Genomic DNA, 19,615 nt, shown 5'->3' with positions numbered 1-19,615 from the left:
GTCATGCACCTGTGTTCGTTGCGGGGCGTGCCGTGCGGCGGCGGGCGACCTGCCGGACCAGCCGGGTCAGGCCGAGGACGGTGAAGGAGCCGAAGATGACGACCAGCACCAGCGTCGAGAGGGCCGCGACGGTGGGATCGATCTGGACCCGGATGCCCGACCACATCTGGACCGGGAGCGTCGTCAGCTCCGGGCCGGACAGGAAGATCGCGGTGACGACCTCGTCCCAGCTGATGAAGAAGGCGAACAGCCCGCCGGCGAGGACGCTCGGGAGGATGAGCGGGAGGGTCACCTTGAAGAACGTCGTGACCGGTCCCGCGCCGAGGCTCATCGCGGCCATCTCCAGGCGCCGGTCGACCGAGACCAGCCCCGCCACGACGTTGATCACGACGTAGGGGACGGCCAGGCAGGTGTGGACCAGGACGAAGCCGAGCGTCGTCTGGGTGAGCCCGAGTTCCAGGAAGGCGATGTAGGCCGCCAGGCCGACGATGACGTAGGGGACGATCAGCGGCGCCAGCAGCACCGCCATGATCGTGTTGCGGAACGGGAGGCTGCCGCGCACCAGGGCGAGGGCCGCGAGGACGCCGAGGACGACCGCGCAGACCGACGACAGCAGCGCGACGTTGAGGCTCGCCAGGGCCGAGTCGAGCCAGACCGGGTCGTCCAGGATGTTGCGGAACCACCGCAGCGACGTCTCGCCGGGCGGGAAGGACAGGAACGAGCTGTCCGAGAAGGACATCGGGACGACGATGAGGACCGGCAGGACGAGGTAGACGCCGACGACGACGGCGAGGGTCACGAGTCCGGCACGGGTGAGGATCTTTGTCATGGCTGCCGCATCAGGTGTTTCTGGAGGTCGACGAACCGTCCGGCCACCACGAGCAGGAGGAGGGTGGTGAGCAGGAGCAGGGTCGCGAGGGCCGCGGCGAAGCCGAAGCGGAGCACGGTGCTGACCTGCTGCACGATCAGCTCGCCGATCATGGTGTTCTTCGGGCCGCCGAGCAGCGCCGGAGTGATGTAGTACCCGAGCGCCTGGACGAACGTGAGCAGCACCGCCGCCGCGACCCCGGGCGCGCTGAGCGGCACGAAGATCCGCCAGAACGCGCCGGCCGGGCGGTCGCCGAGCGACTCCGCCGCCTGCAGCAGGCGCCGGTCGATGCCCTGCATGGTCGCGTAGATGGGCAGGACCGCGAAGGGCAGCGCGACCTGCACCATGCCGAAGACGACGCCGGTGAGCGTGCGGATCAGCGGGACCGGCTGGTCGACCAGGTCGAGCGACTGGAGCGTCGAGTTGAAGGCGCCGGTGTCCCGCAGGAACAGGACGAGCGCGAAGCTGCGCACCAGGATGCTCGTCCAGAACGGGACGAGGACCAGCCCCATCATGACCATTCGCCAGCCCGGCCCCACGAGCGTCATGAGGTAGGCGTAGGGGTAGGCGAGCGCGAGCGTCACCACCGTGACGATCGCCGCGATCAGGAACGTGTTGCCGAGGACGCGCGGGTAGACGGCGTTCGCGAAGACGTCGCGGTAGTTCTGGAGGCCGACGCTCGGGTCCGTCAGGCTGCGGGACAGCATGAAGACGAGCGGCACCACGAACACCAGGACCAGGAAGACCAGCAGCGGCAGGACCAGGACGCCCCAGCCGTCGAAGCGCGTCCAGCCGGGCGGCCGCAGCGGGCGGGGCCGTCCCCGCACCCTGCCCGCCGAGGAGTCAGCGGTGGCCGACGTCACTTGGCGATCCACGCGTTCAGGCGCTCGGTCACACCGTCGTAGTTCTTGGCCCAGTAGGCGTAGTCCACGAGGCCGGCGGAGCTCTCCGCGTTGGCCGGGAAGCCCGGCAGCTCCTTGCGGATGTTCTCCGGCACCAGCTCGAGCGCCTTCTCACTGGCCGGACCGTAGATCGACGCCTCGGCGTCCGCGGCCTGCGCCTTGGGGTTGTCGAGGAACCAGCGCATCCACTCGAAGGCGAGGTCCTTGTTCGGGTAGCCCTTCGGCACCACGATCTGGTCGTAGGAGACGAGGTTCTGCCGCCACTCGTTCGCGACCTTCTCCCCCGCCTGCTGAGCCTGGAAGATCCGGCCGCTCCACGCCTGGACGAGCGGCGCCTCACCGCTGGCCAGCATCTGCGTCATCTGGTCGCCGGTGTCGAAGAAGACGATGTCCTTCTTGATCGATTCGAGCTTCCGGAAGGCCCGGTCGATGTCGAGCGGGTACAGCCGGTCGGGCTTGACGCCGTCCGCGAGGAGCGCGGCCTCGAACATGCCGCCGGTCGCGTACTTCCAGAAGCCCCGCTTGCCGGGGAAGCGCCGCGTGTCGAAGAACTCGGCCCACGTCGTCGGGTGCGCGCCCGAGAAGGTCTTGGAGTTGTAGGCGATCGTGAAGGAGTACTGGAGGATCGGGATGGCGCACGGGCCGAGCTGGCTCTCGGCGACCCCCGTCGCCTTGGCCTTGTCGAGGATGTCCTGGGGCAGCTTCTCCAGCAGCCCGCCCTCGCAGGCGGTGTTCGCGAAGTTGGGCTCCACCTCGGTCGGCCCCGAGGTGACCTTGCCCGCCTCCACCTGCGCCTTGATCTTGGCGTAGTCGGTGGGCGAGTCCTGCTTGATCGTGACGCCCTTGGTCTTGGCCCACGGGGTGAAGTAGGAGTCGACGTGCGCCTTCTGGGCGGCCCCGCCCCACATGGTCACCGTGAGCGAGGAATCGGAGGCGCCCGAGCCGCCGCCGCAGGCGCTCAGCGCGACGGCCAAGCCCGCCGCCGAGGCGATGGCGAGCAACCTGGTGGTCTTCATCGACCCTCCCGTTCCGGGGGTTGTTTGACTGATGCGTCAGTTAATGTCGTACACCGTGACGTGCGCCACGCTCGGTGTCAAGAGGTCGCCGCGAACCCATCACGGCCGCTGATGCGTGCCCGGGGGCGCCGCCGGCCCGCCGGAGGCGTCGTATGGGTGCTCGCAGACCGCGCATAGCGGCCGTGCTCGGAGTACCGCTCGGGGGCGGCCGTCCCGGCCCTCCCTGGCCGGGGCTCATGGGCGCTGGAGAATCCGGCGAGCCGGGCGACCGGCTACGAGCCGGTGATCAGGCGAATACGCCTCCGCCGGGAGTTCCGGCTACGGAACTCCCGGCGGAGGCGCACTCGCGGTATTCGGAGGGGTGGCGCGTTTAGAGAAGGCGTTTGATCTCGCCGTAGGCGCGGTAGAAGCCGCCGCGTCCGGAAATGCGGACGCCTTCGACGGCGTAACGGGCGCCGGGCTGGCGGATCTCCTTGGGGAACTGCACGTTCCAGTCCTGCTCGTAGCCTTCGCTGATGACCCGTACGCGCTGCCGGGGGCCGTCGAGATAGCACTCCAGAATGACGGCGTCACCGGGTTGGGAGGTGGTTTCGAGCACCACCACCGGCTCGGCGGCCGGCAGCGAAGCGGCGACCTTCACGTCAACGGGTCGGGGGACCGACCCCTGCTGCGCCGCGTGGATGGCCGCCTCGGAGGCGTCGATGCAGACGAGCGAACCGTCGGTGGTGACGATGTAGACCCGGTCGTCCAAGAACTGCATCGAGTAGGCCGATCCGTGCCCCGTGCCGAGTTTCCACAGGCGGGTGCCGTCCTCGTCGAAGCAGTAAATGGAGGAGTGGTTGTCGCCGGCGAACACATGGCGCCCGCCGGGCGAGGTCGCGCAGGCGAAGACGGCGGCGTCACAGCGGTACACCGCTTCGACGGCACCGTTCTTCTTGGCCAGCCGGTAGACGTCGTGATTGCCGGTCGCGGCGTACACCGAACGGCTCTCCTGCCAGCCGAACAGGACGTTTCCGCCGACCGTCGTCTGCCAGACCGGCTTGCCGTCGGCGGCCGAATAGCAGGCCACACCGCGTGAATGGCCGTGGAAGACGGTGTTGCTCTCGGCGTCGCACCGCACCATCCAGGCCGAGTCGCCGGCGACATCGCGCGACCACTGGTACTCGTCCTCGTGGTCGACGGTGGTGACGCGGCCGTTGCGGTCGGATACCCCGAGAATCGCGTCGTCGATGTCCAGCCAGTAGATGTCGACGTTGGCTGAGATTTCGTAGGCCACGTGCGGAACCTTGCCGCTGAGGTCGTACACCCGGCCGTCGTCGCAGCCGGCGTAGATCCAGAAATCGTCGGCGACGATGCACTTCACCCCGTTGGGCAACCGGTAGCGGCCGGTCACCGTGCCGTCGGTGGTGACGGTGTACACGTCGCCGTTCTGATTGCCGACCCAGCACCGTTCCCGGTCGACGAAAATGCCGAATGCGGCGGCGCCGGTGGCCAGCCGCCACAGCACCGGCGCCTGGCGCGCGGTCGACCTGGTGCTGACCATGGTGCGCCTGCTGATCGGGCGGGCCTGCCGTACGCCCCGCACCGCCGGCGCGTACCCTTTTCGCCTCTTCTCCGCGATCTTCTTGGCGGCCGCCGCTTCGGCCTTGGCCTCGGTCGCGAAATCGGACACCTTCGTCTGGCCGGAGGCGCCGATCCTGCCATAGGTAATGGTGACTCGGGTGCCGGAGCGGACCACTTCGTAGAACTTGTGAGCGGTGGCGTTGTCTTCGGACAACTCAAGATACGTGCGGTGCTCCGCCATTCCAGCCTCTCGATCACCTGAAGGTGCGAACCCGTTGTTCCGGACGTCGCCGACACTACAGATCACGTCCGACAGATTCGCGAACAGACGGCTGCCGCCATTGTGATCAGTGCGGCGGCGGCCGCCCAGCCGGCGGGGGTGGCGAGTACGGCGTGGCGTATCGAGGACGGCGCTTCCTGGGTCAGCACGAACGCGGCCATGACCAGGACGAACCAGCCGAATGCCTGGCGGAGCCGTTGCGGGTCGATGCGTCCGGCCAGGCGGGAGCCGGCGATGCTGCCGAGGACCGCGGCGCCCGTCACCGCGAGGGTCAGCGACCAGTCGATGTGGACGCCGGCGAGGTATCCGGCCAGCCCGGCGAACGACTTCATCGCGATGACCAGCAGCGACGTGCCGACCGCGACGGGCATGGACAGGCCGCCGAGCAGGACGAGCGCGGGGACGACGAGGAAGCCGCCGCCCGCCCCGACCAGTCCGGTGACCAGCCCGACGGTCGCCCCCTCGGCCAGGATGCGCAAGAGGGGGCGGTCCGCGTGACCGCCCGCGGGGGCGGGGCGGTCGCGGAGCATCGCGACCGCGGTCACGGCCATCATCAGCGCGAACGCCGCCAGCAGCACCCCCGCCGGGATGACGGCCGCCAGCCGTCCGCCCGCGTAGGCGCCCGCCATGCCCGCGCCACCGAACAGCAGGCCGGTGCGCCAGCGGACGCGGCGGGCGCGGGCGTGCGGCAGGACGGCCGCCAGCGATGTCGCTCCCACCACGAACAGCGACATCGCGATCGCCTGCTTCGCGTCGACGCCGGCCACGTAGACCAGGATCGGGACGGTGAGGATGGATCCCCCGCCGCCGAGCAGGCCGAGGGCGGCGCCGACGGCGAGCGCCGCGACCAGCGTCAACGCGAGCGTCATCACGGCCGCCGGTCCCGCAGGAGGGCGACCGTGCTCCGGGCATCGCAGGCCGGTGCCCGGTTGAAGGGCAGCTTGGCCAGCAGCATGCCCATCATGCAGGTGTTGGTGAGGGCGGCGACCGTCAGGCCCGCGCCGATCGCGGCGGCCAGCCACTCCAGTCCCGGCAGGAGGAGGCCGCCCACGACGCCGATCAGGACCAGGACGCCGGCGACCAGGCGCACCTGCCGTTCGAGGTCCCAGCGGGACCGGTTCCGGTTGAGCGGAGCGCCCGCCGCCTCCCAGGCGACGATCCCGCCGTCCAGGATGTGCACGGCGGGCATGCCGGCCTCGGCCAGCGCCCGCTCGGCCTGGGCGGCGCGGCCGCCGGTCCGGCAGATCAGCACGACCTCTTCCGTGGCGCCGCTCAGTTCGGCGCTGTGCTCTCGGAGCGTGTCGAGCGGGACGTTGTAGGAGCCGGGGATGTGCGCCGCGGCGAACTCGGCGGGCGTGCGCACGTCCAGCAGGCGCGGCGCGTCCGGGGCGGCGATGAGGCCGCGCAGGGACACGGCGTCGATATGGGCGGCAGAGCGGGGCATGGCGGGTTTCCTTCGTCGTAGGGGGCCGGTGGCCCGGGAGCGGTGATCGTCAGGCGGCGGCGATGAGCGGCAGGCCGGCGCGGGCGCTCGCGGCGTACTCGTCGTCGATGGCGACCACGCGCCGTCCGGCGGCGGCCAGCAGCGAGGCGGCGATGGCGGCGCGGTAGCCGCCCGCGCAGTGCACCCACACCTCGCCGCCCGGCACCTCGTCCAGGCGCCGCGGCAGGTCCTGCAGCGGGAGGTGGACGGCGCCGTCGATGTGCGACTCGTCCCACTCCAGGGCGCGGCGCACGTCCAGCACCACGACCGGGCGGTGGTGCCGGACGGCCGCCAGCTCCTCGAACGACGCCCTCGGGAAGGAGGCGAGGTCCTCCGCGCCGGCCCAGTGCCCGGGGCCGCCGGTGGCGGACGCGGCCGGGCGGTCGATCCCGATCCGGACCAGTTCGCGCTGGGCCGCCGCCACGTCCTCCGGCGTCTCGCCCAGCAGCGTCAGCGGCGTGCCCCACGGGACGAGCCAGCCGAGGTAGGTCGCGAGACCGCCGTCCAGCCCGAAGTTGAGCGTTCCGGCCATGTGCCCGGCCGCGAACGCCGTCCGGGTCCGCAGGTCGACGACCCACTCCCCCGCCTCGATGCGGCGGCGCAGCTCGGCGGCGTCCGCGCGGCGCGGCTGCGACAGGTCGGGTGCCTGCGGCCCGGCGGTGTTGGCCGGCTCCATGTGGGCGTAGTAGGCCGGCCAGGCGTCCAGCCCGGCCAGCAGGCCCTCCACGTACTGCCTCTCGCCCAGGGTGAGCGCGGGGTTGGTGCGCTTCTCCCGCCCGATCGTCGACGCCTCGCCCTGCGACTGGGTGGCCGAGCAGAAGCTGCCGAAACCGTGGGTGGGGAAGATCTCGGCGTCGTCGGGAAGCTCGCGCGCCAGCCGCCGCGCCGAGCCGTACTGGGCGGTCGCCAGGTCGAGGGTGTGGGACGGCCCGAGCAGGTCCGGCCGTCCGGTGGACCCGTACAGCAGCGACCCGCCGGTGAACACCGCGGGCGCCCGGCCCTCGGCCTCCAGGACGTAGGCCAGGTGCGTGTAGGTGTGGCCCGGAGTCGCCAGGGCCCGCACGCGCATCCGCGTGCCGACCTCGATCACGTCGCCGTCGGCGACCGCGTCGTGCTCGAAGGCCACGGAGTCGGCGGCGTTCAGGTGGTAGGCGGCACCCGTCGCCCGGGCGAGCGCCAGACCGCCGGTCACGTAGTCGTTGTGGACGTGGGTCTCGAAGACGTCCACGACCGCGACCCGCCGGGCCTCGGCCAGCGCGAGCACCCGGTCGATGTCGCGCTGCGGGTCGATCACGAGCGCCACCTCGCCGTCGGTGACGAAGTAGCTGCGGTCCCCCAGCGTGGGGGTGTCGATCGGAACGATCTCGATCACTGGCCTGCCTCTCTCTCCGCTGCGAGACATACCCCTAGGGGTATCTGTCCAGGCACGTTAGCCGAAGGACAGAGAAAGGCGCAAATACCCCCTGGGGTATACGTGAGCGCGAACGGGTGAGGATCCCGCCTTGCGGCGTATACCCTGGTGGGTATAAGGAGGCCAACGTGAGATTCGAGGCGGACTCGCTGGCCGACGTCCTCGTGCGCCTGCGGCGCGCGCAGGGGCAGCTCGGCGGCGTCATCCAGATGATCGAGAACGAGCGGGACTGCAAGGACGTGATCGCCCAGCTGGCGGCGGTCTCCCGGGCGCTGGACCGCGCCGGGTTCAAGATCATCGCGACCGGCCTGGAGAAGTGCGTCCAGGAGGGCGCCGACCCCGAGCAGGCCGCGGTGGACCGCGCCCAGCTGGAGAAGCTCTTCATGAGCCTCGCCTGACCGGGGCCTTCGCCGCGGCCGGGCGAGCAGCCTGTGGTCGTGTCACCAGTTGATCGAGGCCGCCACCGGCAGATGGTCGCTGCCGGTGGACGGCAGTGACCACGCGCTCCGCGGCGTCACGCCGCTGACCAGGATCTGGTCGATCCGGACCAGCGGGAACCGCGCCGGCCAGGTGAAGCCGAAGCCGTCCCCGGCCACGTCCTGGGCCGAGCGCATCCGCGACGTGATGGCGTCGAACGCGCGGTCGTCCATGGTGCCGTTCATATCGCCGAGCAGCACGACCCGCTCGTTCTTCTCCGAGGCGAGGGCCTCGCCGAGCGCCTGCACGCCTCTGTCCCGGTGGGTCGTCCAGAAGCCCGCCCTGGGATTCACCCGTACGGACCCCAGGTGGACCACGTACACCGCCAGCGGCCCGTGGTCCGTGGTGACCGTGGTGCGGAACGCCCGGTTGTAGGTCATCGTGACTTCGGTCGGCTTGGTCTCCCCCAGCGGCCCGTAGTCCATCTTGATGTCGACCGGCCGGGTGTCCGACAGGGGCAGCCTGCTCCACAGCCCGACCGTGCCCCGCACTGTGTGGTACGGGTACGCCTTCGCCAGTTCGCGCTCGTACGTCCCCTTGGCCTGGGAGGTCAGTTCCTGCAGCGCCAGGACGTCCGCACCGGAGGCGGCCAGGTCGCGGGCGGCGCCGGCCGGGTCGGGGTTGCCCGCGCCGACGTTGTGGCTCGCCACGGTGAGGTCGCCGCCAGGATGGGACCTGTCGCCGAGCAGCCCGCCGAAGAGGTGCAGCCACACGGCGACCGGCAGCAGCAGCGCGACCGACGCGGTGGCGGAGCGGCGCCAGAGCGCGGCGACGAGCAGCACCGGTACGAACAGGCCGACCCACGGGAGGACGGTGTCCACCAGGCTCCCGAGGTGCAGGGCGCGGTTCGGGATCTGCGCGTGCAGCAGCATGAACAGGGCGAGGAGCAGGGCCAGCGCCGCCGGGATCAGGCCGCGCTTCCACGGTCCCGACCGGGAGCCGGCGCGGACCGCGCGGCGGACGGCCTCGCGCCAGGCACCAGAACCGGTGCCGGTGCCGCCGGTGTCCGGGCCGCCGGTGCCGCCCTGGCCGGTCTCCGCCGTCTCAGGCGTCTCCGCCGTCTCCACCTGCGTCATCGTCTGGCCTCGCTCATCGCCGGTCACTGGCGGGTTCCGATGCATGCCGCCAGTCAAGGCGGTGCGGTGTTGCCGGCGCGTATGCGGTTTTACATACGCCGACGATATGCGGCTGTTCGTAGCATCGAGTGCATGCGCGTGCTGATCGTCGAGGACGAGCCCTACATGGCGGAGGCGATCCGCGACGGCCTGCGCTTGGAGGCGATCGCGGCCGACATCGCGGGGGACGGCGACACCGCGCTGGAGCTGCTGACCGTCAACGCCTACGACATCGCCGTCCTCGACCGCGACATCCCCGGGCCGTCCGGCGACGAGATCGCCGAGCGCATCGTCGCGTCCGGGACCGGCATGCCGATCATGATGCTCACCGCGGCCGACCGCCTCGACGACAAGGCCACCGGGTTCGGGCTCGGCGCCGACGACTACCTCACGAAGCCGTTCGAGCTGCGCGAGCTGGTGCTCAGGCTCCGGGCCCTGGACCGCAGGCGGGCCCACAGCCGGCCCCCTGTCCGGGAGATCGCGGGCCTGCGCCTGGACCCGTTCCGCAGGGAGGTCTACCGGGACGGCCGCTACGTCGCGCTGACCAGGAAGCAGTTCGCGGTGCTCGAAGTCCTCATCGCCGCCGAGGGCGGTGTCGTCAGCGCCGAGGAGCTGCTGGAACGCGCGTGGGACGAGAACGCCGACCCGTTCACCAACGCCGTCCGCATCACCGTCTCGGCGCTGCGCAAACGGCTCGGCGAACCCTGGGCCATCGCCACCGTGCCGGGCGTCGGCTATCGCATCTCCACCGGGCCGGAGGCCGGACGCGAGGGCGGCGGGCGCTGATGGGCGGGAGGCCGGCGTCAGGTCAGCGGACGGAGCGCACGGTCAGTCTCCGGATGAGGTGCACGTCGGTGAGCGGTCCCGTCGAGGCGGCGAAGCCGAACTTGACGGTGCTCGGGACGGGCTCGGGTGCGGGAAAACTCAGCACCCGCTGGAAGCCCTCGCCGTCCCGGAAGTCGATGTCGACCGTCACCTCCGGTTCGGGCCCGGGCGGCACCACGACGCGGACGATCCGTTTCACGGGTTCCAGCAGGGCTTCGGCCCGCGTCGGCGTGACGCGGGCGGGCATCCCGCTCAGCGTGCCGTGGAGCCGGCCCGGAAGCGCGGACGGCCACGGGCCGGCGTTCTCCTTCTCGCCCGCCGTGGCAGCGAGCACGCAGTACCCCTCGGTGCCGTTCCCCGGACCGCGCGCGGTCACGATGTTGGGCCCGGGAGGGGGCGCCTGGAACCTCGTCCCGGCCGGGGAACGCCGCGAGCAGCCGTTCCCGCGCGCTTCGCCGTCGCCGAAGTAGTCGCCCAGCACGTCGAGCCCGATTCCGAGGTATCCGCCTTCGACACCGGGAACGATCTGGCCGCCGGGGCTGCCGTCCGGCAGTTTCTGGGCATAGCCGAGACTTCCCCCGAAAGCGCCGGGCGTGGTGAGCCTTTTGGCGCCGTCAGTGAGGAAGAAGGAGATTCCGTCCGCCGGAATTCGCGTGGTATTCCCGTACTGCCACTGCTCGAAGGTCACCTCCACGCCGTCGTCCGCCGGAATCGGCGAATCGAACAGCACCGCGCCGGTCTCCTCGACATGGGCGTCGGTGAGCTGGAGGTAGCCGTGCGGCGCCGCGTCGACCGGCGGAACGGGGCCGGCCGGATCCGGGTGGCATCCGCCGAGCGGGTGGTTCGAGGCCTCCGCCACGTGGCCGCCGCGCCGCGCGCCGGTCAGGCAGGCGGCCCCGTACCCGATGAAGCGCGAGTCGGCGGCGGCGCCGGTGAACGACTCCCCGACCAGGACCGACCTCGGACGCTGGGGGGCCGCCTGGGCGGGACCGGCCGACACGGCGGCCGCGGCGACGCCGGTCAGCGCGACGGCACGAAGCATCCCACGTCTCATACTCGGCACTTCCGTCTCGAATTCGAAGTGATCTCCCCTGCCGGTCTCATATGACCACGGACGCACGGCGGGCTCCAGCAATTGCCGTGTCCGCAGCGGCATTCACACCAATTCATTACGGAAAGGCGCGGCATCCCATCACGTGGTCACGCCGCCGCCATGGCCGGGCATTCAGTGGCGGCGCGGCTCACGTCCGCTCGCGCTGACCAGGCACTGGAGCGCCGGTCCGCGCGTCCCGCGGAGCCGCTTCGCACAGGAGCGGTACAGGGCGGCCAAGTCGGCGTCCGACAGCTGCGCCACCAGCGTCTCCGGGCGCTGCCCGGCCAGGGCCGCCGCGCGCGTCAGCATGAGCGCCAGGTCGGTGATCGCGGCGTCCTCCACGGCGTCCTTCGCGGCGTCCTCCACGGCGTCCTTCGCGGGCGGGCGCACCTCGGTGTAGATCACGGCGTGGCCCCTTCCACGGCAGGCGTCTCCCAGTCGAGGAGGCGCATGGCCTTGCGGGCGACGGGCGGAACGCCGTGCATCCGCAGGCGCCTTCCCTGGCGGGCCAGGGCCTGCTCGGCCCGCCGCAGGAGCAGCAGGCCGCCGACGTCGATGAAGGCGAGGCGTCCCAGGTCCACGTGCAGGTCCGAGGTGCCCGGAGCGGTCATGGCGCGCAAGGCGGCACTCAGCAGGTCCCGGTTGGACAGGTCGGCCTCGCCCTCCAGACGAAGCAGCAGGGGGCTGCGGACGGTGACGACCCGCAGCAGTCCGTCCCGGGCCTCGGTCACGCCCGGACGCGGACCGGGCAGGCGCGGTGTCCCGTGGGGAACGGGCTGTTCGAGCGAAGGCGGAGAAGTGGGCAGCTCTGCGTATGGAGTCATGCGCACAGCCTGCTCGCCGCACCGGGAGATCGCGCCTGGGGATGTCCCTGGCCGATACCCAGGCCCTCCCGGGCGCACGCAGGGCACCAGTGCATCGACCAGGGTCTTCCCCGGCGCGGTCCGAGCCCTTGCGGGACAAGCCTTGAGGCACGTCTTGAAGGAGCCCGCATGACCACCTCACTCCACGAGCTCGGACTCACCGGGCCGCTGCTCACCGACCTCGATCTGGACGGCGGCCAGGTCCGGGGGCTGCTGTCGCTCGCCGCCGGGCTGAAGGACGGAGGGACCGGCGGGCCGGCGGCGGCGGGACCGCTGCGGGGCAAGGACATCGCCCTGGTGCTCGACCGGCCCGCCCTCCGCGCCCGCCGCGCGGTCGAGACGGCCGCCGCGGAGCTGGGCGCCCGCACCACGGTCTTGTCCGCGGCGGACGCCCGCAAGCCGCCCGCCGCCACGGCCAGGGCGCTGAGCAGGGACTTCGACGGCATCGCCTACGCCGGCACCGACCACGCCGCCCTCGTCCGGCTCGCGCGGGCGGCGACCGTGCCGGTCTGGAACCTCGGGACCGACTCCTGGCGCCCCGTCCAGGCCGTCGCCGACATCCTCACCATGCGGGAGCTGGACGGCGGCGACCTCGCCGACATCGCCTACTGCTTCACCGGCGACGGCCGCGCCCCCATCGCCGCGTCCCTGCTCACCACCGGCGCGAGCCTCGGCATGGACGTGCGGATCGCGGCCCCCGCCCACATGCGCCCGCCCGCCGGCGTCCTCAGCCGCGTCCACGACCTCGCGCGCCGCAGCGGCGCCCGCGTCCTCATCACCAAGGACGCCCGCGACGCCGTCGCCGGGGCGGGCTTCGTCCACACCGCCGCGTGGGTCACGACCGACCTGCCGTTCCACAGCCTGCTCGCCCGCGTGCAGGCGCTCGTCCCCTACCGCGTCACCGGCCAGCTCCTGCGGGCCACCGGCCGGCCGGACGCGCGGTTCATGCACGGCCTGCCGGCGGTCCACGACGCCGAGTCCGCGATCGGCCGGCGCCTCTACCGGCAGTTCGGGCTCACCGGCGCCGAGGTCACCGAGGGGGTCTACAGATCGGCGCAGTCCGCCGTCGCCCAGCAGGCCGCCAACCGCGTGCCGGCGGTCAAGGCGCTGCTGCTCAGCGCCTTCGAGCCGCTCCGGTGAACGTCTGAAGGCTCCTCCCGCGCCCGGTTCCGGGCGGCGATCCAAAAAAGTTCGGCGCCGTGTCGATCCGCCGGACCGCCGTTCGACCTCTGGGTGACGGTCCCCCTCCAGGGACCGGGACCGGACGCGATCAAGGAGCATTCGATGGGTTTCATCAAGTCCAGCCTCTTCATCTCGCTCGACGGTGTGATCGAGGCGCCGGAGACCTGGCACTTCCCCTACTTCGACGACCAGATGGGCGCCGTGGTCGGCGAGCTGATGAACGAGGCCGAGGCGACCCTCCTCGGCCGGACGACCTACGAGGGGTTCGCCTCCTACTGGCCCGGCGCCGACCCCGCGGACCCGATGACCAAGGCCATGAACAGCGCCCGCAAGTACGTCGTGTCCAACACGCTGACCGAGGCGACCTGGGAGAACTCCTCGCTGATCAACGGCGACGTCGCGGCGGAGCTCACCGCGCTCAAGGCCGGCACCCGGCTCGGCACGACGGGCAGCGCCGCCCTGGTGCGCTGGATGCTCCGGCAGGGCCTGGTCGACGAGCTGCACCTGCTCCTGCACCCGATCGTCGTCGGGCACGGCGACAAGCTCTTCACCGACGGCGAGACCGTGCCCCTGAAGCTGGTGTCCTCCACCACCTTCGAGGGCACCGGCGTGGTGCACCTCGTCTACGCCGGCGCCGACTCCCCCAAGGACTGACCCGGCAGGCCCCGTCGTCAGGGCTGGACGGCGTCGATCAGGTTCCAGTTCAGTGCCGTGGCGGCGGGGACGGGCGTTCCCGTCAGGGCCATGTAGAGGGTGCGCCAGCGGCCGATGCGGCGCGGGATGCTCACCGTCCCGCCGGCACCGGGGATGAGGCCCATCGACACCTCGGGCAGCCGGAAGGTCGTGTCCGGGTGGGCGGTGATCCGGCCGGCGAAGGCGGGGAGCTCTATGCCCGCGCCGACGCAGGGGCCGTGCAGGCGGGCCTCGACGCGGTCGGCCAGGCGGTGGACGAGGCGGCCCGCGCCTCCCCGGGTGCGCACGAGGTGGGCGGTCGCCAGGTCGGGGGCGCTGCCGAACTCGGCCAGGTCACCGCCGGAGCAGAACGCGGGGCCCGCGCCCCGCAGGGTCACGCGGGTGATCTCGTCGTCGGCCGCGGCGACGGTGAGGGCGTCCACCAGGGCGTCGCGCAGTTGCCGGCCGAAGGCGTTGCGGCGCTCCGGGCGGTTGAGGGTGATCGACAGGTGGCCGGCGTCGCGCGTCACCAGGACGGGCTCGCCGGTGTCGGGCGGGAGCGGGCGCGGGCCGCGGGCCGACAGCCACCGCGCGAACTCCGGCCCGCCGAGGAGCGTGGAGTAGGCATAGGACTCGACGTCCAGCGCCGCGCCGGCCGCCATGCCCTCCGTGGTGCGCAGGACGTCCCGCAGGATCAGGGACGCGTGCGGGTTGCGGGCGGCGGCGTCGTGCAGCGCGTCCGGCCGCGCCGCCGGATCGTCGACGGTCTCCCGGCCGCCGGCGCCGAGGGTGAGGTCCAGCGCGCGGACGAGTCCGGGATCTCCGGTACCGAGGCCGACGAGGATGCGGTCGCAGGCCCGCGCCCGCCGGGCCGCCCGCGCGGCGGTCGCGGGATCGGCGGGGGCCAGGTCCACGGTGACGAGGGGGTCGCGGACGGAGCCGTCGGGGGCGAGCAGCGGCAGGTCGGCAGCGCCGGCGGCGAGGTCGGCGACGGAGATGCGCACGGGCCCGGAGTGTATCGTCAGGCCATGCCGCCGGGTGGGGACGCGTCGTGGCCGATGAGCGGGCCGGAGGCTTCGGCGGGCTGGGCGTCGTCCGGGGTGGTGCCGCTGTGCGGCGCGGCGGGCGGGCCGCCTCTCGTGCCGCCCGGGAACGCGGCGGCGGTGGCCGCCCGGCTGGGCGAGCGTTTCGGGGTGGACGGAGCGCGGCTGCTGTCCGAGCGCGCCGCCTTCACCGGGCACCGGCGGCGGGGCCGCACGTCTCCGGGCGGCGCCTGCCGGCTGCTCCCGACGGCGGACGGGTGGGCCGCCGTGTCCTGCGCGCGGCCCGACGATCCCGCGCTCCTCGGCGCCCTCGCTGAGGCCCGCGTGGACGGTGATCCGTGGCCGGTGCTCGTTCCCTGGCTGCGGGCGCACACCGGCGCGGAGCTGGCCGAACGCGCCGGGCTGCTGGGGGTCGCCGCCGGGCCCGTCGCCGGGTGGCCGGCGCGCGTCCCGGCGCCGGGGGCGCCCCGGTCGGTGGAGGGCGCGCTGGTGGTCGACTTCAGCGCGCTGTGGGCGGGCCCGCTGTGCGCGCACCTGCTCGGTTCGGCCGGCGCCCGCGTCGTCAAGGTCGAGACACCGGCCCGCCCGGACGGTGCGCGCCGGGGCCACTCCGGCTTCTACGACCTGCTGCACGCCGGGCACCGCTCGGTGGTGCTCGACCCGGCGGAGCCCGCCGGGCGCCGGGCGCTGGAAGCGCTCGTGGACGCGGCCGACATCGTCATCGAGGCGTCCCGGCCCCGTGCGCTCGCCCGGTTCGGCCTCGACGCCGAGGCCGCGGTCGCCGCCGGGACCACCTGGGTGTCGATCACGGCGTACGGGCGGGCGCACGACCGGATCGGCTTCGGCGACGACGTGGCCGCCGCCGCCGGCCTCGTCTGCCGGGACCGGGACATGGCCCCGCTGTTCTGCGGCGACGCCATCGCCGACCCTCTCACCGGGTTGGCCGCCGCCGCGCTCGCCGCCGGCGCGCCGCCCGGCGGCGGCGGTGTCCTGTGGGACGTCGCCATGGCCGGCGTGGTCGCCGCGACCCTTCCGGGCGGGGATCCGGTGGCGAGCGCGGAGGCCGTCCAGCGCGGTGGTTCGTGGTTCGTGGAGGGCGTGCCGGTCGCCGAGCCGGCACGGCGCGAACCGCCGGGTACGGCCCCCGCGATGGGGCGGGACACCGCCGAGGTGCTGGCCGGCCTCGGCGTCCCCGTCCCGTGAGCGGGCTGCTGCTGCGCGGCGCCGAGACCGGCGGGCGGGAGCGCGCCGACGTCCGTGTGTCCGGCGGCCGGATCACCGAGATGGGCGGCGCGCTGGCGCGGCGGCCGGGCGAGCAAGTCCTGGAGTGCGGCGGCGGTGCGCTGCTCCCCGGCCTGTGCGACCACCACCTGCATCTGCACGCGCTGGCGGCGCGGCGGCGCTCGGTCCTGTGCGGGCCGCCCGAGGTGACCGGGCCGGACCGGCTCGCGGCGGTGCTGCGGGACGCGGTGCCGGACGAGCACGGGTGGGTGCGCGGCGTCGGCTACGCCGAGAGCGTCGCCGGGGACCTGGACGCCGCCGTCCTCGACGCGTTGCGGCCGGACGGCCCGGTGCGGGTCCAGCACCGCAGCGGGGCGCTGTGGATCCTCAACTCGGCGGCCGTGCGCGCGGCCAGCCTCGGCTCCGCCGATCATCCCGGCATCGAGCGGGACGCGGCGGGACGTCCCACCGGGCGGCTCTGGCGTGCGGACGGCTGGCTGCGCACGCGCCTTCCGGCCGCCCGTCCGGTGGATCTGGGCGCGGTGGGACGGGAGCTGGCACGGCTCGGCCTGACCGCCGTCACCGACGCGACGCCCGACCTCGGCACGGAGGCGGTCGCCTCGATCGAGGCCGCCGTGTCCGACGGGTCGCTCCCCCAGCGCGTCCACCTCCTGGGGCTGCCGCCGGACGCCCGGACGGGCCCGCACCCGCGCCTCAGCACCGGCCCCTACAAGATCGTCCTGGCGGATTCGGGACTGCCGCCGCTCGATGACCTGGTCGAGAGGATCAGGCTCGTGCACGGGCACGGCCGCCCCGTCGCCGTGCACTGCGTCACCCGCGAGGCGCTGCTGCTCCTGCTCGCCGCCTTCGAGGACGCCGGCACCCTGGACGGCGACCGCGTCGAGCACGCGGCGCTCGTGCCGGCGGAGACCGTCGCGGAGCTGGCGCGGCGCGGGCTGCGGGTCGTCACGCAGCCGGGGTTCCTCGCCGACCGCGGGGACGACTACCTGCGCGGCGTCCCGGCCGGGGACGTGCCCGACCTGTACCGGTGCCGGAGCCTGCTCGCCGCCGGGGTGCCGGTCGCGCTGTCCAGCGACGCGCCCTACGGGCCGCTCGACCCCTGGGCCGTGATGGCCGCCGCCGCCGAACGCACCGCCCGCTCGGGCGCGGTCGTCGGCCGCGACGAGACCGTTCCGGCGAAGGCGGCGCTGCGCTCCCTCCTCACCGGGCCGGACGACCCCGGCGGGCCTCCCCGGCGGGTGTCCGTCGGAGAGGCCGCCGACCTGGTGCTGCTGCACGTCCCGCTCAAGGAGGCGCTGCGCCGGCTGTCGGCCGGCGTTGTCCGGGCGACCATCGCGGGCGGCCGCCTCGCCGGGGAGTGACCGGCTCAGCCGGCCGGGGCCTTCGCCTCCCTCTCCGGGCGCCGCGCCGCGAGGAGCAGCCCGACGCCGGCGGCCAGGCCCGCGACCAGGGCCAGCGCCCCCCACAGCGGGCCGGCCAGATCGACGTCCAGCAGCGCGTCCGCGGAGTAGCCGCCCGGGCCCAGCACCGCCAGGCCCACGGCGACCATCGCGACGAGGACGGTGTACTCGCAGCCGCCCTTGAAGACGAAGTAGCCCTTGCCGCGGTGGTCGGTCAGGGCCGCGACGGTCATCAGGCCGACGAACGCCGCGGCCGCCGGGCCGGCCAGGAACCCGAGCGTCATCAGGAGCCCGGCGCCGAGCTCGGTCCCGGCCGCCAGCCGCGCGTGCAGCCACGCCGGCCGGAGGCCGAGGCCGGCGAACCAGCGGGTGGTCCCCGCGAGCCCGCCCGGCCCGAAGACCTTGTTCCAGCCGTGCACCATCAGCATCGGCCCGAGCGCCAGCCGGACGATCAGCGCGCCGAGGTCTACCTCCATGCCCTGTTCCTCTTCGCCGTCCGGCCCCTAGTTCTCATCGGCGACCACTCCCAGGTAGGTGCCGTAGACCTCGGCGGGCCCGGCGGCGAGGTCGGCGGTGCCGAGCAGCACCGACCGCGCGGTGGGCCGCTCCCCCGGCGGGACGACGTCGAACCGGACGTCGATCGGCCGGGACGTCGCCGGGTCGGTGATCTCCACCCGGACGACGACCGCGCCGCCGTCCGTCTCGACGCCGGTCACGCGGTGCCGGGACGTCAGCTGCTGTGTCGAGTGGTCGCCGGGCAGCCGCAGCCGGATGGGCGCGCACAGCTCACCCGGTCGCGGCGGCACGCACAGGCTCTTGCCCATCGCGCGTCCCTAGACGTTCTCGCCGAGCTTCTCGGCGCGCCCGGAGATGTCGGCGTCCCCGGTGACCTTCGCCGGGTGCGCGTGGGCGAAGCTCGTCATCCGCGCCCAGGCGTCCAGGTCGCGCTGGCTCGCCTCGCGCCCGACGTGCGTGACGACGTCGACGTCCGTCGCCTGCGAGCGCAGGTGCCCGGCGCGGGCGTTCTCCTTCGGGATGTGCCGGAACGGGTCGAAGGAGTAGGCCGCCATCGCGTTCTCGTGGGTGATCTTGTCGATGACCGCGTCGTCGAGGTGGCCGAGGGTCTCCATGACGTCCTCGGGCGCGAACGGCCAGTTGCTGTCGGAGTGCGGGTAGTCCGACTCCCAGCAGACCATGTCGGTGTTGAGCCAGTCGAGGACCTTCGGGCCGACCTTGTCGGCGATGAAGCACGTGTGGATGTGCCTGTTGAACACGTCGGACGGGCCGTCGTAGCCGCGCGGGAACGTCGCCTTCGTCCAGCCCGAGTGCCGGTTCTGCACGTGCTCGGCCCGCCAGAGGAAGTACGGGATCCAGCCGATGTCGCCCTCGGTCAGCGAGAACCGCAGCTCGGGGAAGTCTCCCCAGAACTCGGCCCAGACCAGTTCGAGCAGCGTGTAGGCGCTCATGATGGACGACCCGGTCATGGCCACGCTCGCGGGCGCGTCGCTGGAGAACATCGGCGCGCGCGAGGACGACCCGATGTGCGTGCACAGCACGGTCTTGCACTCGCTGGCCGCCTCGAACAGCGGATACCAGTACCTGGTGTGGATGCTGGGCATCTTCAGCGCCTCGGGGTTCTCCGAGAACGTCACCGCGTGGCATCCCTTGGCGGCGAGCCGGCGGATCTCCTTGGCGGCCTCGTCGACGTCGAACAGCGGGAGGATCCCGCACGGGATGAACCGGCCGGGGTAGGCGCCGCACCACTCGTCGACGTGCCAGTCGTTGTACGCCTTGATCATGACGAGGTTGGTCTCGCGGTCCGGGCCCTGGTTCAGGACCTGGCCGGAGAAGCCCGTCCAGTTCGGGAAGTTCAGCCCGGCGAGCTGCCCGCCGGCGTTCATGTCGCGGACGCGCTCGTCGACGTTGAAGCAGCCGGGACGCATCTCGTCGTAGCTGCTGGCGTCGATGTTGTACATCTCCCGGGGCTTGCCGGCGACCGCGTTGAGCCCCATGTTGCGGCCCCGGAGGTCGCCGTAGTACCACTGCTGCACGCCGTCCGGTTCGAGGACGACGCGCGGCATCCGGTCCCGGTACTTCTGCGGGACGTGGGCCTCGAACATGTCGGCGGGCTCGGCGATGTGGTCGTCGACGCTGATGAGGATCAAGTCGTCCTTGTGCAT

General features: G+C 72.9%; 21 protein-coding genes. 6 read left to right on the top strand and 15 right to left on the bottom strand.

The window, feature by feature from the left end; all coding sequences use genetic code 11:
• Position 1: 1 nt before the first annotated feature.
• The 7 genes from HUT06_RS17310 to HUT06_RS17280 form a co-directional block, all read right to left on the bottom strand.
• Positions 2–829 (bottom strand): ABC transporter permease, encoded by an 828-nt coding sequence (locus HUT06_RS17310; RefSeq protein WP_176196681.1) that lies wholly within the window; start codon positions 827–829, stop codon positions 2–4.
• Entirely contained in the window at positions 826–1,731 is a 906-nt protein-coding gene (locus HUT06_RS17305; protein WP_176196680.1) for an ABC transporter permease, read from the bottom strand. Before HUT06_RS17305 ends, HUT06_RS17310 begins: the two co-directional genes overlap by 4 nt.
• Positions 1,728–2,786 carry an ABC transporter substrate-binding protein gene (locus HUT06_RS17300; protein WP_176196679.1) on the bottom strand — a complete coding sequence of 353 codons (1,059 nt, stop codon included), beginning with the start codon at positions 2,784–2,786 and terminating at the stop codon, positions 1,728–1,730. Before HUT06_RS17300 ends, HUT06_RS17305 begins: the two co-directional genes overlap by 4 nt.
• A 370-nt stretch (positions 2,787–3,156) precedes the next feature.
• The gene (locus HUT06_RS17295; RefSeq protein ID WP_176196678.1) at positions 3,157–4,590 is read right to left on the bottom strand and encodes a WGR domain-containing protein; all 1,434 of its coding nucleotides are present in this window, start codon (positions 4,588–4,590) and stop codon (positions 3,157–3,159) included.
• 62 nt (positions 4,591–4,652) lie between these two features.
• Positions 4,653–5,498 (bottom strand): sulfite exporter TauE/SafE family protein, encoded by an 846-nt coding sequence (locus HUT06_RS17290; RefSeq protein WP_176196677.1) that lies wholly within the window; start codon positions 5,496–5,498, stop codon positions 4,653–4,655.
• Positions 5,498–6,073 carry a rhodanese-like domain-containing protein gene (locus HUT06_RS17285; protein WP_176196676.1) on the bottom strand — a complete coding sequence of 192 codons (576 nt, stop codon included), beginning with the start codon at positions 6,071–6,073 and terminating at the stop codon, positions 5,498–5,500. The genes HUT06_RS17290 and HUT06_RS17285 overlap by 1 nt, the downstream gene beginning before the upstream one ends.
• A 49-nt stretch (positions 6,074–6,122) precedes the next feature.
• Positions 6,123–7,484: an MBL fold metallo-hydrolase gene (locus HUT06_RS17280; protein WP_176196675.1), complete on the bottom strand. Its 1,362-nt coding sequence runs from the start codon at positions 7,482–7,484 to the stop codon at positions 6,123–6,125.
• A gap of 167 nt (positions 7,485–7,651) precedes the next feature.
• Here HUT06_RS17280 and HUT06_RS17275 point away from each other — a divergent pair, with 167 nt between their 5' ends.
• Positions 7,652–7,921 (top strand): metal-sensitive transcriptional regulator, encoded by a 270-nt coding sequence (locus HUT06_RS17275; RefSeq protein WP_138633853.1) that lies wholly within the window; start codon positions 7,652–7,654, stop codon positions 7,919–7,921.
• A 42-nt stretch (positions 7,922–7,963) separates the two neighbouring features.
• Here HUT06_RS17275 and HUT06_RS17270 read toward each other — a convergent pair whose 3' ends face one another.
• Positions 7,964–9,076: an endonuclease/exonuclease/phosphatase family protein gene (locus tag HUT06_RS17270; protein ID WP_176196674.1), complete on the bottom strand. Its 1,113-nt coding sequence runs from the start codon at positions 9,074–9,076 to the stop codon at positions 7,964–7,966.
• Positions 9,077–9,208: 132 nt separating this feature from the next.
• On the opposite strand from HUT06_RS17270, the gene HUT06_RS17265 reads away from it, so the two are divergent.
• A complete protein-coding gene (locus HUT06_RS17265; RefSeq protein WP_176196673.1) occupies positions 9,209–9,901 on the top strand; it encodes a response regulator transcription factor in 693 nt (230 codons plus the stop codon).
• A gap of 22 nt (positions 9,902–9,923) precedes the next feature.
• Here HUT06_RS17265 and HUT06_RS17260 read toward each other — a convergent pair whose 3' ends face one another.
• From HUT06_RS17260 to HUT06_RS17250, 3 genes are all read right to left on the bottom strand, one after another.
• Positions 9,924–10,982, bottom strand: coding sequence for a hypothetical protein (locus tag HUT06_RS17260; RefSeq protein ID WP_176196672.1), 1,059 nt, complete (start codon positions 10,980–10,982; stop codon positions 9,924–9,926).
• 183 nt (positions 10,983–11,165) lie between these two features.
• Positions 11,166–11,438, bottom strand: a complete 273-nt coding sequence (locus HUT06_RS17255) for a hypothetical protein (protein WP_176196671.1) — start codon at positions 11,436–11,438, stop codon at positions 11,166–11,168.
• Complete coding sequence (locus HUT06_RS17250; RefSeq protein ID WP_176196670.1) at positions 11,435–11,764, bottom strand: STAS domain-containing protein; 330 nt, start codon at positions 11,762–11,764, stop codon at positions 11,435–11,437. Before HUT06_RS17250 ends, HUT06_RS17255 begins: the two co-directional genes overlap by 4 nt.
• 261 nt (positions 11,765–12,025) lie before the next feature.
• On the opposite strand from HUT06_RS17250, the gene HUT06_RS17245 reads away from it, so the two are divergent.
• Positions 12,026–13,036 (top strand): ornithine carbamoyltransferase subunit F, encoded by a 1,011-nt coding sequence (locus HUT06_RS17245; RefSeq protein ID WP_176196669.1) that lies wholly within the window; start codon positions 12,026–12,028, stop codon positions 13,034–13,036.
• A 144-nt stretch (positions 13,037–13,180) separates the two neighbouring features.
• Positions 13,181–13,732 (top strand): dihydrofolate reductase family protein, encoded by a 552-nt coding sequence (locus tag HUT06_RS17240; protein WP_176196668.1) that lies wholly within the window; start codon positions 13,181–13,183, stop codon positions 13,730–13,732.
• Between the two features lie 17 nt (positions 13,733–13,749).
• Here HUT06_RS17240 and HUT06_RS17235 read toward each other — a convergent pair whose 3' ends face one another.
• A complete protein-coding gene (locus HUT06_RS17235) occupies positions 13,750–14,754 on the bottom strand; it encodes an enoyl-CoA hydratase/isomerase family protein (protein WP_217711323.1) in 1,005 nt (334 codons plus the stop codon).
• A gap of 24 nt (positions 14,755–14,778) precedes the next feature.
• On the opposite strand from HUT06_RS17235, the gene HUT06_RS17230 reads away from it, so the two are divergent.
• Together HUT06_RS17230 and HUT06_RS17225 are read left to right on the top strand one after the other, a co-directional pair.
• Entirely contained in the window at positions 14,779–15,996 is a 1,218-nt protein-coding gene (locus HUT06_RS17230) for a CoA transferase (protein ID WP_217711322.1), read from the top strand.
• Positions 15,993–17,396, top strand: a complete 1,404-nt coding sequence (locus tag HUT06_RS17225) for an amidohydrolase family protein (RefSeq protein WP_217711321.1) — start codon at positions 15,993–15,995, stop codon at positions 17,394–17,396. The genes HUT06_RS17230 and HUT06_RS17225 overlap by 4 nt, the downstream gene beginning before the upstream one ends.
• Positions 17,397–17,401: 5 nt before the next feature.
• On the opposite strand, the gene HUT06_RS17220 is transcribed toward HUT06_RS17225, so the two are convergent.
• From HUT06_RS17220 to HUT06_RS17210, 3 genes are read right to left on the bottom strand one after another with little or no spacing between them, the layout of a single operon-like run.
• On the bottom strand, positions 17,402–17,911 hold the full coding sequence (locus HUT06_RS17220) for a DoxX family protein (protein WP_176196667.1): 510 nt from the start codon (positions 17,909–17,911) through the stop codon (positions 17,402–17,404).
• Positions 17,912–17,938: 27 nt separating this feature from the next.
• Positions 17,939–18,259, bottom strand: coding sequence for a hypothetical protein (locus HUT06_RS17215; protein ID WP_176196666.1), 321 nt, complete (start codon positions 18,257–18,259; stop codon positions 17,939–17,941).
• A 9-nt stretch (positions 18,260–18,268) separates the two neighbouring features.
• Positions 18,269–19,615 carry an amidohydrolase family protein gene (locus tag HUT06_RS17210; RefSeq protein WP_176196665.1) on the bottom strand — a complete coding sequence of 449 codons (1,347 nt, stop codon included), beginning with the start codon at positions 19,613–19,615 and terminating at the stop codon, positions 18,269–18,271.

The sequence above is a fragment of the Actinomadura sp. NAK00032 genome, from assembly GCF_013364275.1.
Lineage (GTDB): Bacteria > Actinomycetota > Actinomycetes > Streptosporangiales > Streptosporangiaceae > Spirillospora.
This window is presented reverse-complemented; position numbering and strand designations above follow the sequence as displayed.

Bases quoted from the DNA above. Each gene is read 5' to 3' on its own strand.
- HUT06_RS17295 (WP_176196678.1), bottom strand. From the start codon at position 4,590: ATGGCGGAGCACCGCACGTATCTTGAGTTGTCCGAAGACAACGCCACC.
- HUT06_RS17215 (WP_176196666.1), bottom strand. From the start codon at position 18,259: ATGGGCAAGAGCCTGTGCGTGCCGCCGCGACCGGGTGAGCTGTGCGCG.
- HUT06_RS17220 (WP_176196667.1), bottom strand. From the start codon at position 17,911: ATGGAGGTAGACCTCGGCGCGCTGATCGTCCGGCTGGCGCTCGGGCCG.
- HUT06_RS17240 (WP_176196668.1), top strand. From the start codon at position 13,181: ATGGGTTTCATCAAGTCCAGCCTCTTCATCTCGCTCGACGGTGTGATC.
- HUT06_RS17260 (WP_176196672.1), bottom strand. From the start codon at position 10,982: ATGCTTCGTGCCGTCGCGCTGACCGGCGTCGCCGCGGCCGCCGTGTCG.
- HUT06_RS17290 (WP_176196677.1), bottom strand. From the start codon at position 5,498: ATGACGCTCGCGTTGACGCTGGTCGCGGCGCTCGCCGTCGGCGCCGCC.
- HUT06_RS17245 (WP_176196669.1), top strand. From the start codon at position 12,026: ATGACCACCTCACTCCACGAGCTCGGACTCACCGGGCCGCTGCTCACC.
- HUT06_RS17285 (WP_176196676.1), bottom strand. From the start codon at position 6,073: ATGCCCCGCTCTGCCGCCCATATCGACGCCGTGTCCCTGCGCGGCCTC.
- HUT06_RS17310 (WP_176196681.1), bottom strand. From the start codon at position 829: ATGACAAAGATCCTCACCCGTGCCGGACTCGTGACCCTCGCCGTCGTC.
- HUT06_RS17265 (WP_176196673.1), top strand. From the start codon at position 9,209: ATGCGCGTGCTGATCGTCGAGGACGAGCCCTACATGGCGGAGGCGATC.
- HUT06_RS17300 (WP_176196679.1), bottom strand. From the start codon at position 2,786: ATGAAGACCACCAGGTTGCTCGCCATCGCCTCGGCGGCGGGCTTGGCC.
- HUT06_RS17270 (WP_176196674.1), bottom strand. From the start codon at position 9,076: ATGACGCAGGTGGAGACGGCGGAGACGCCTGAGACGGCGGAGACCGGC.
- HUT06_RS17230 (WP_217711322.1), top strand. From the start codon at position 14,779: ATGCCGCCGGGTGGGGACGCGTCGTGGCCGATGAGCGGGCCGGAGGCT.
- HUT06_RS17210 (WP_176196665.1), bottom strand. From the start codon at position 19,615: ATGCACAAGGACGACTTGATCCTCATCAGCGTCGACGACCACATCGCC.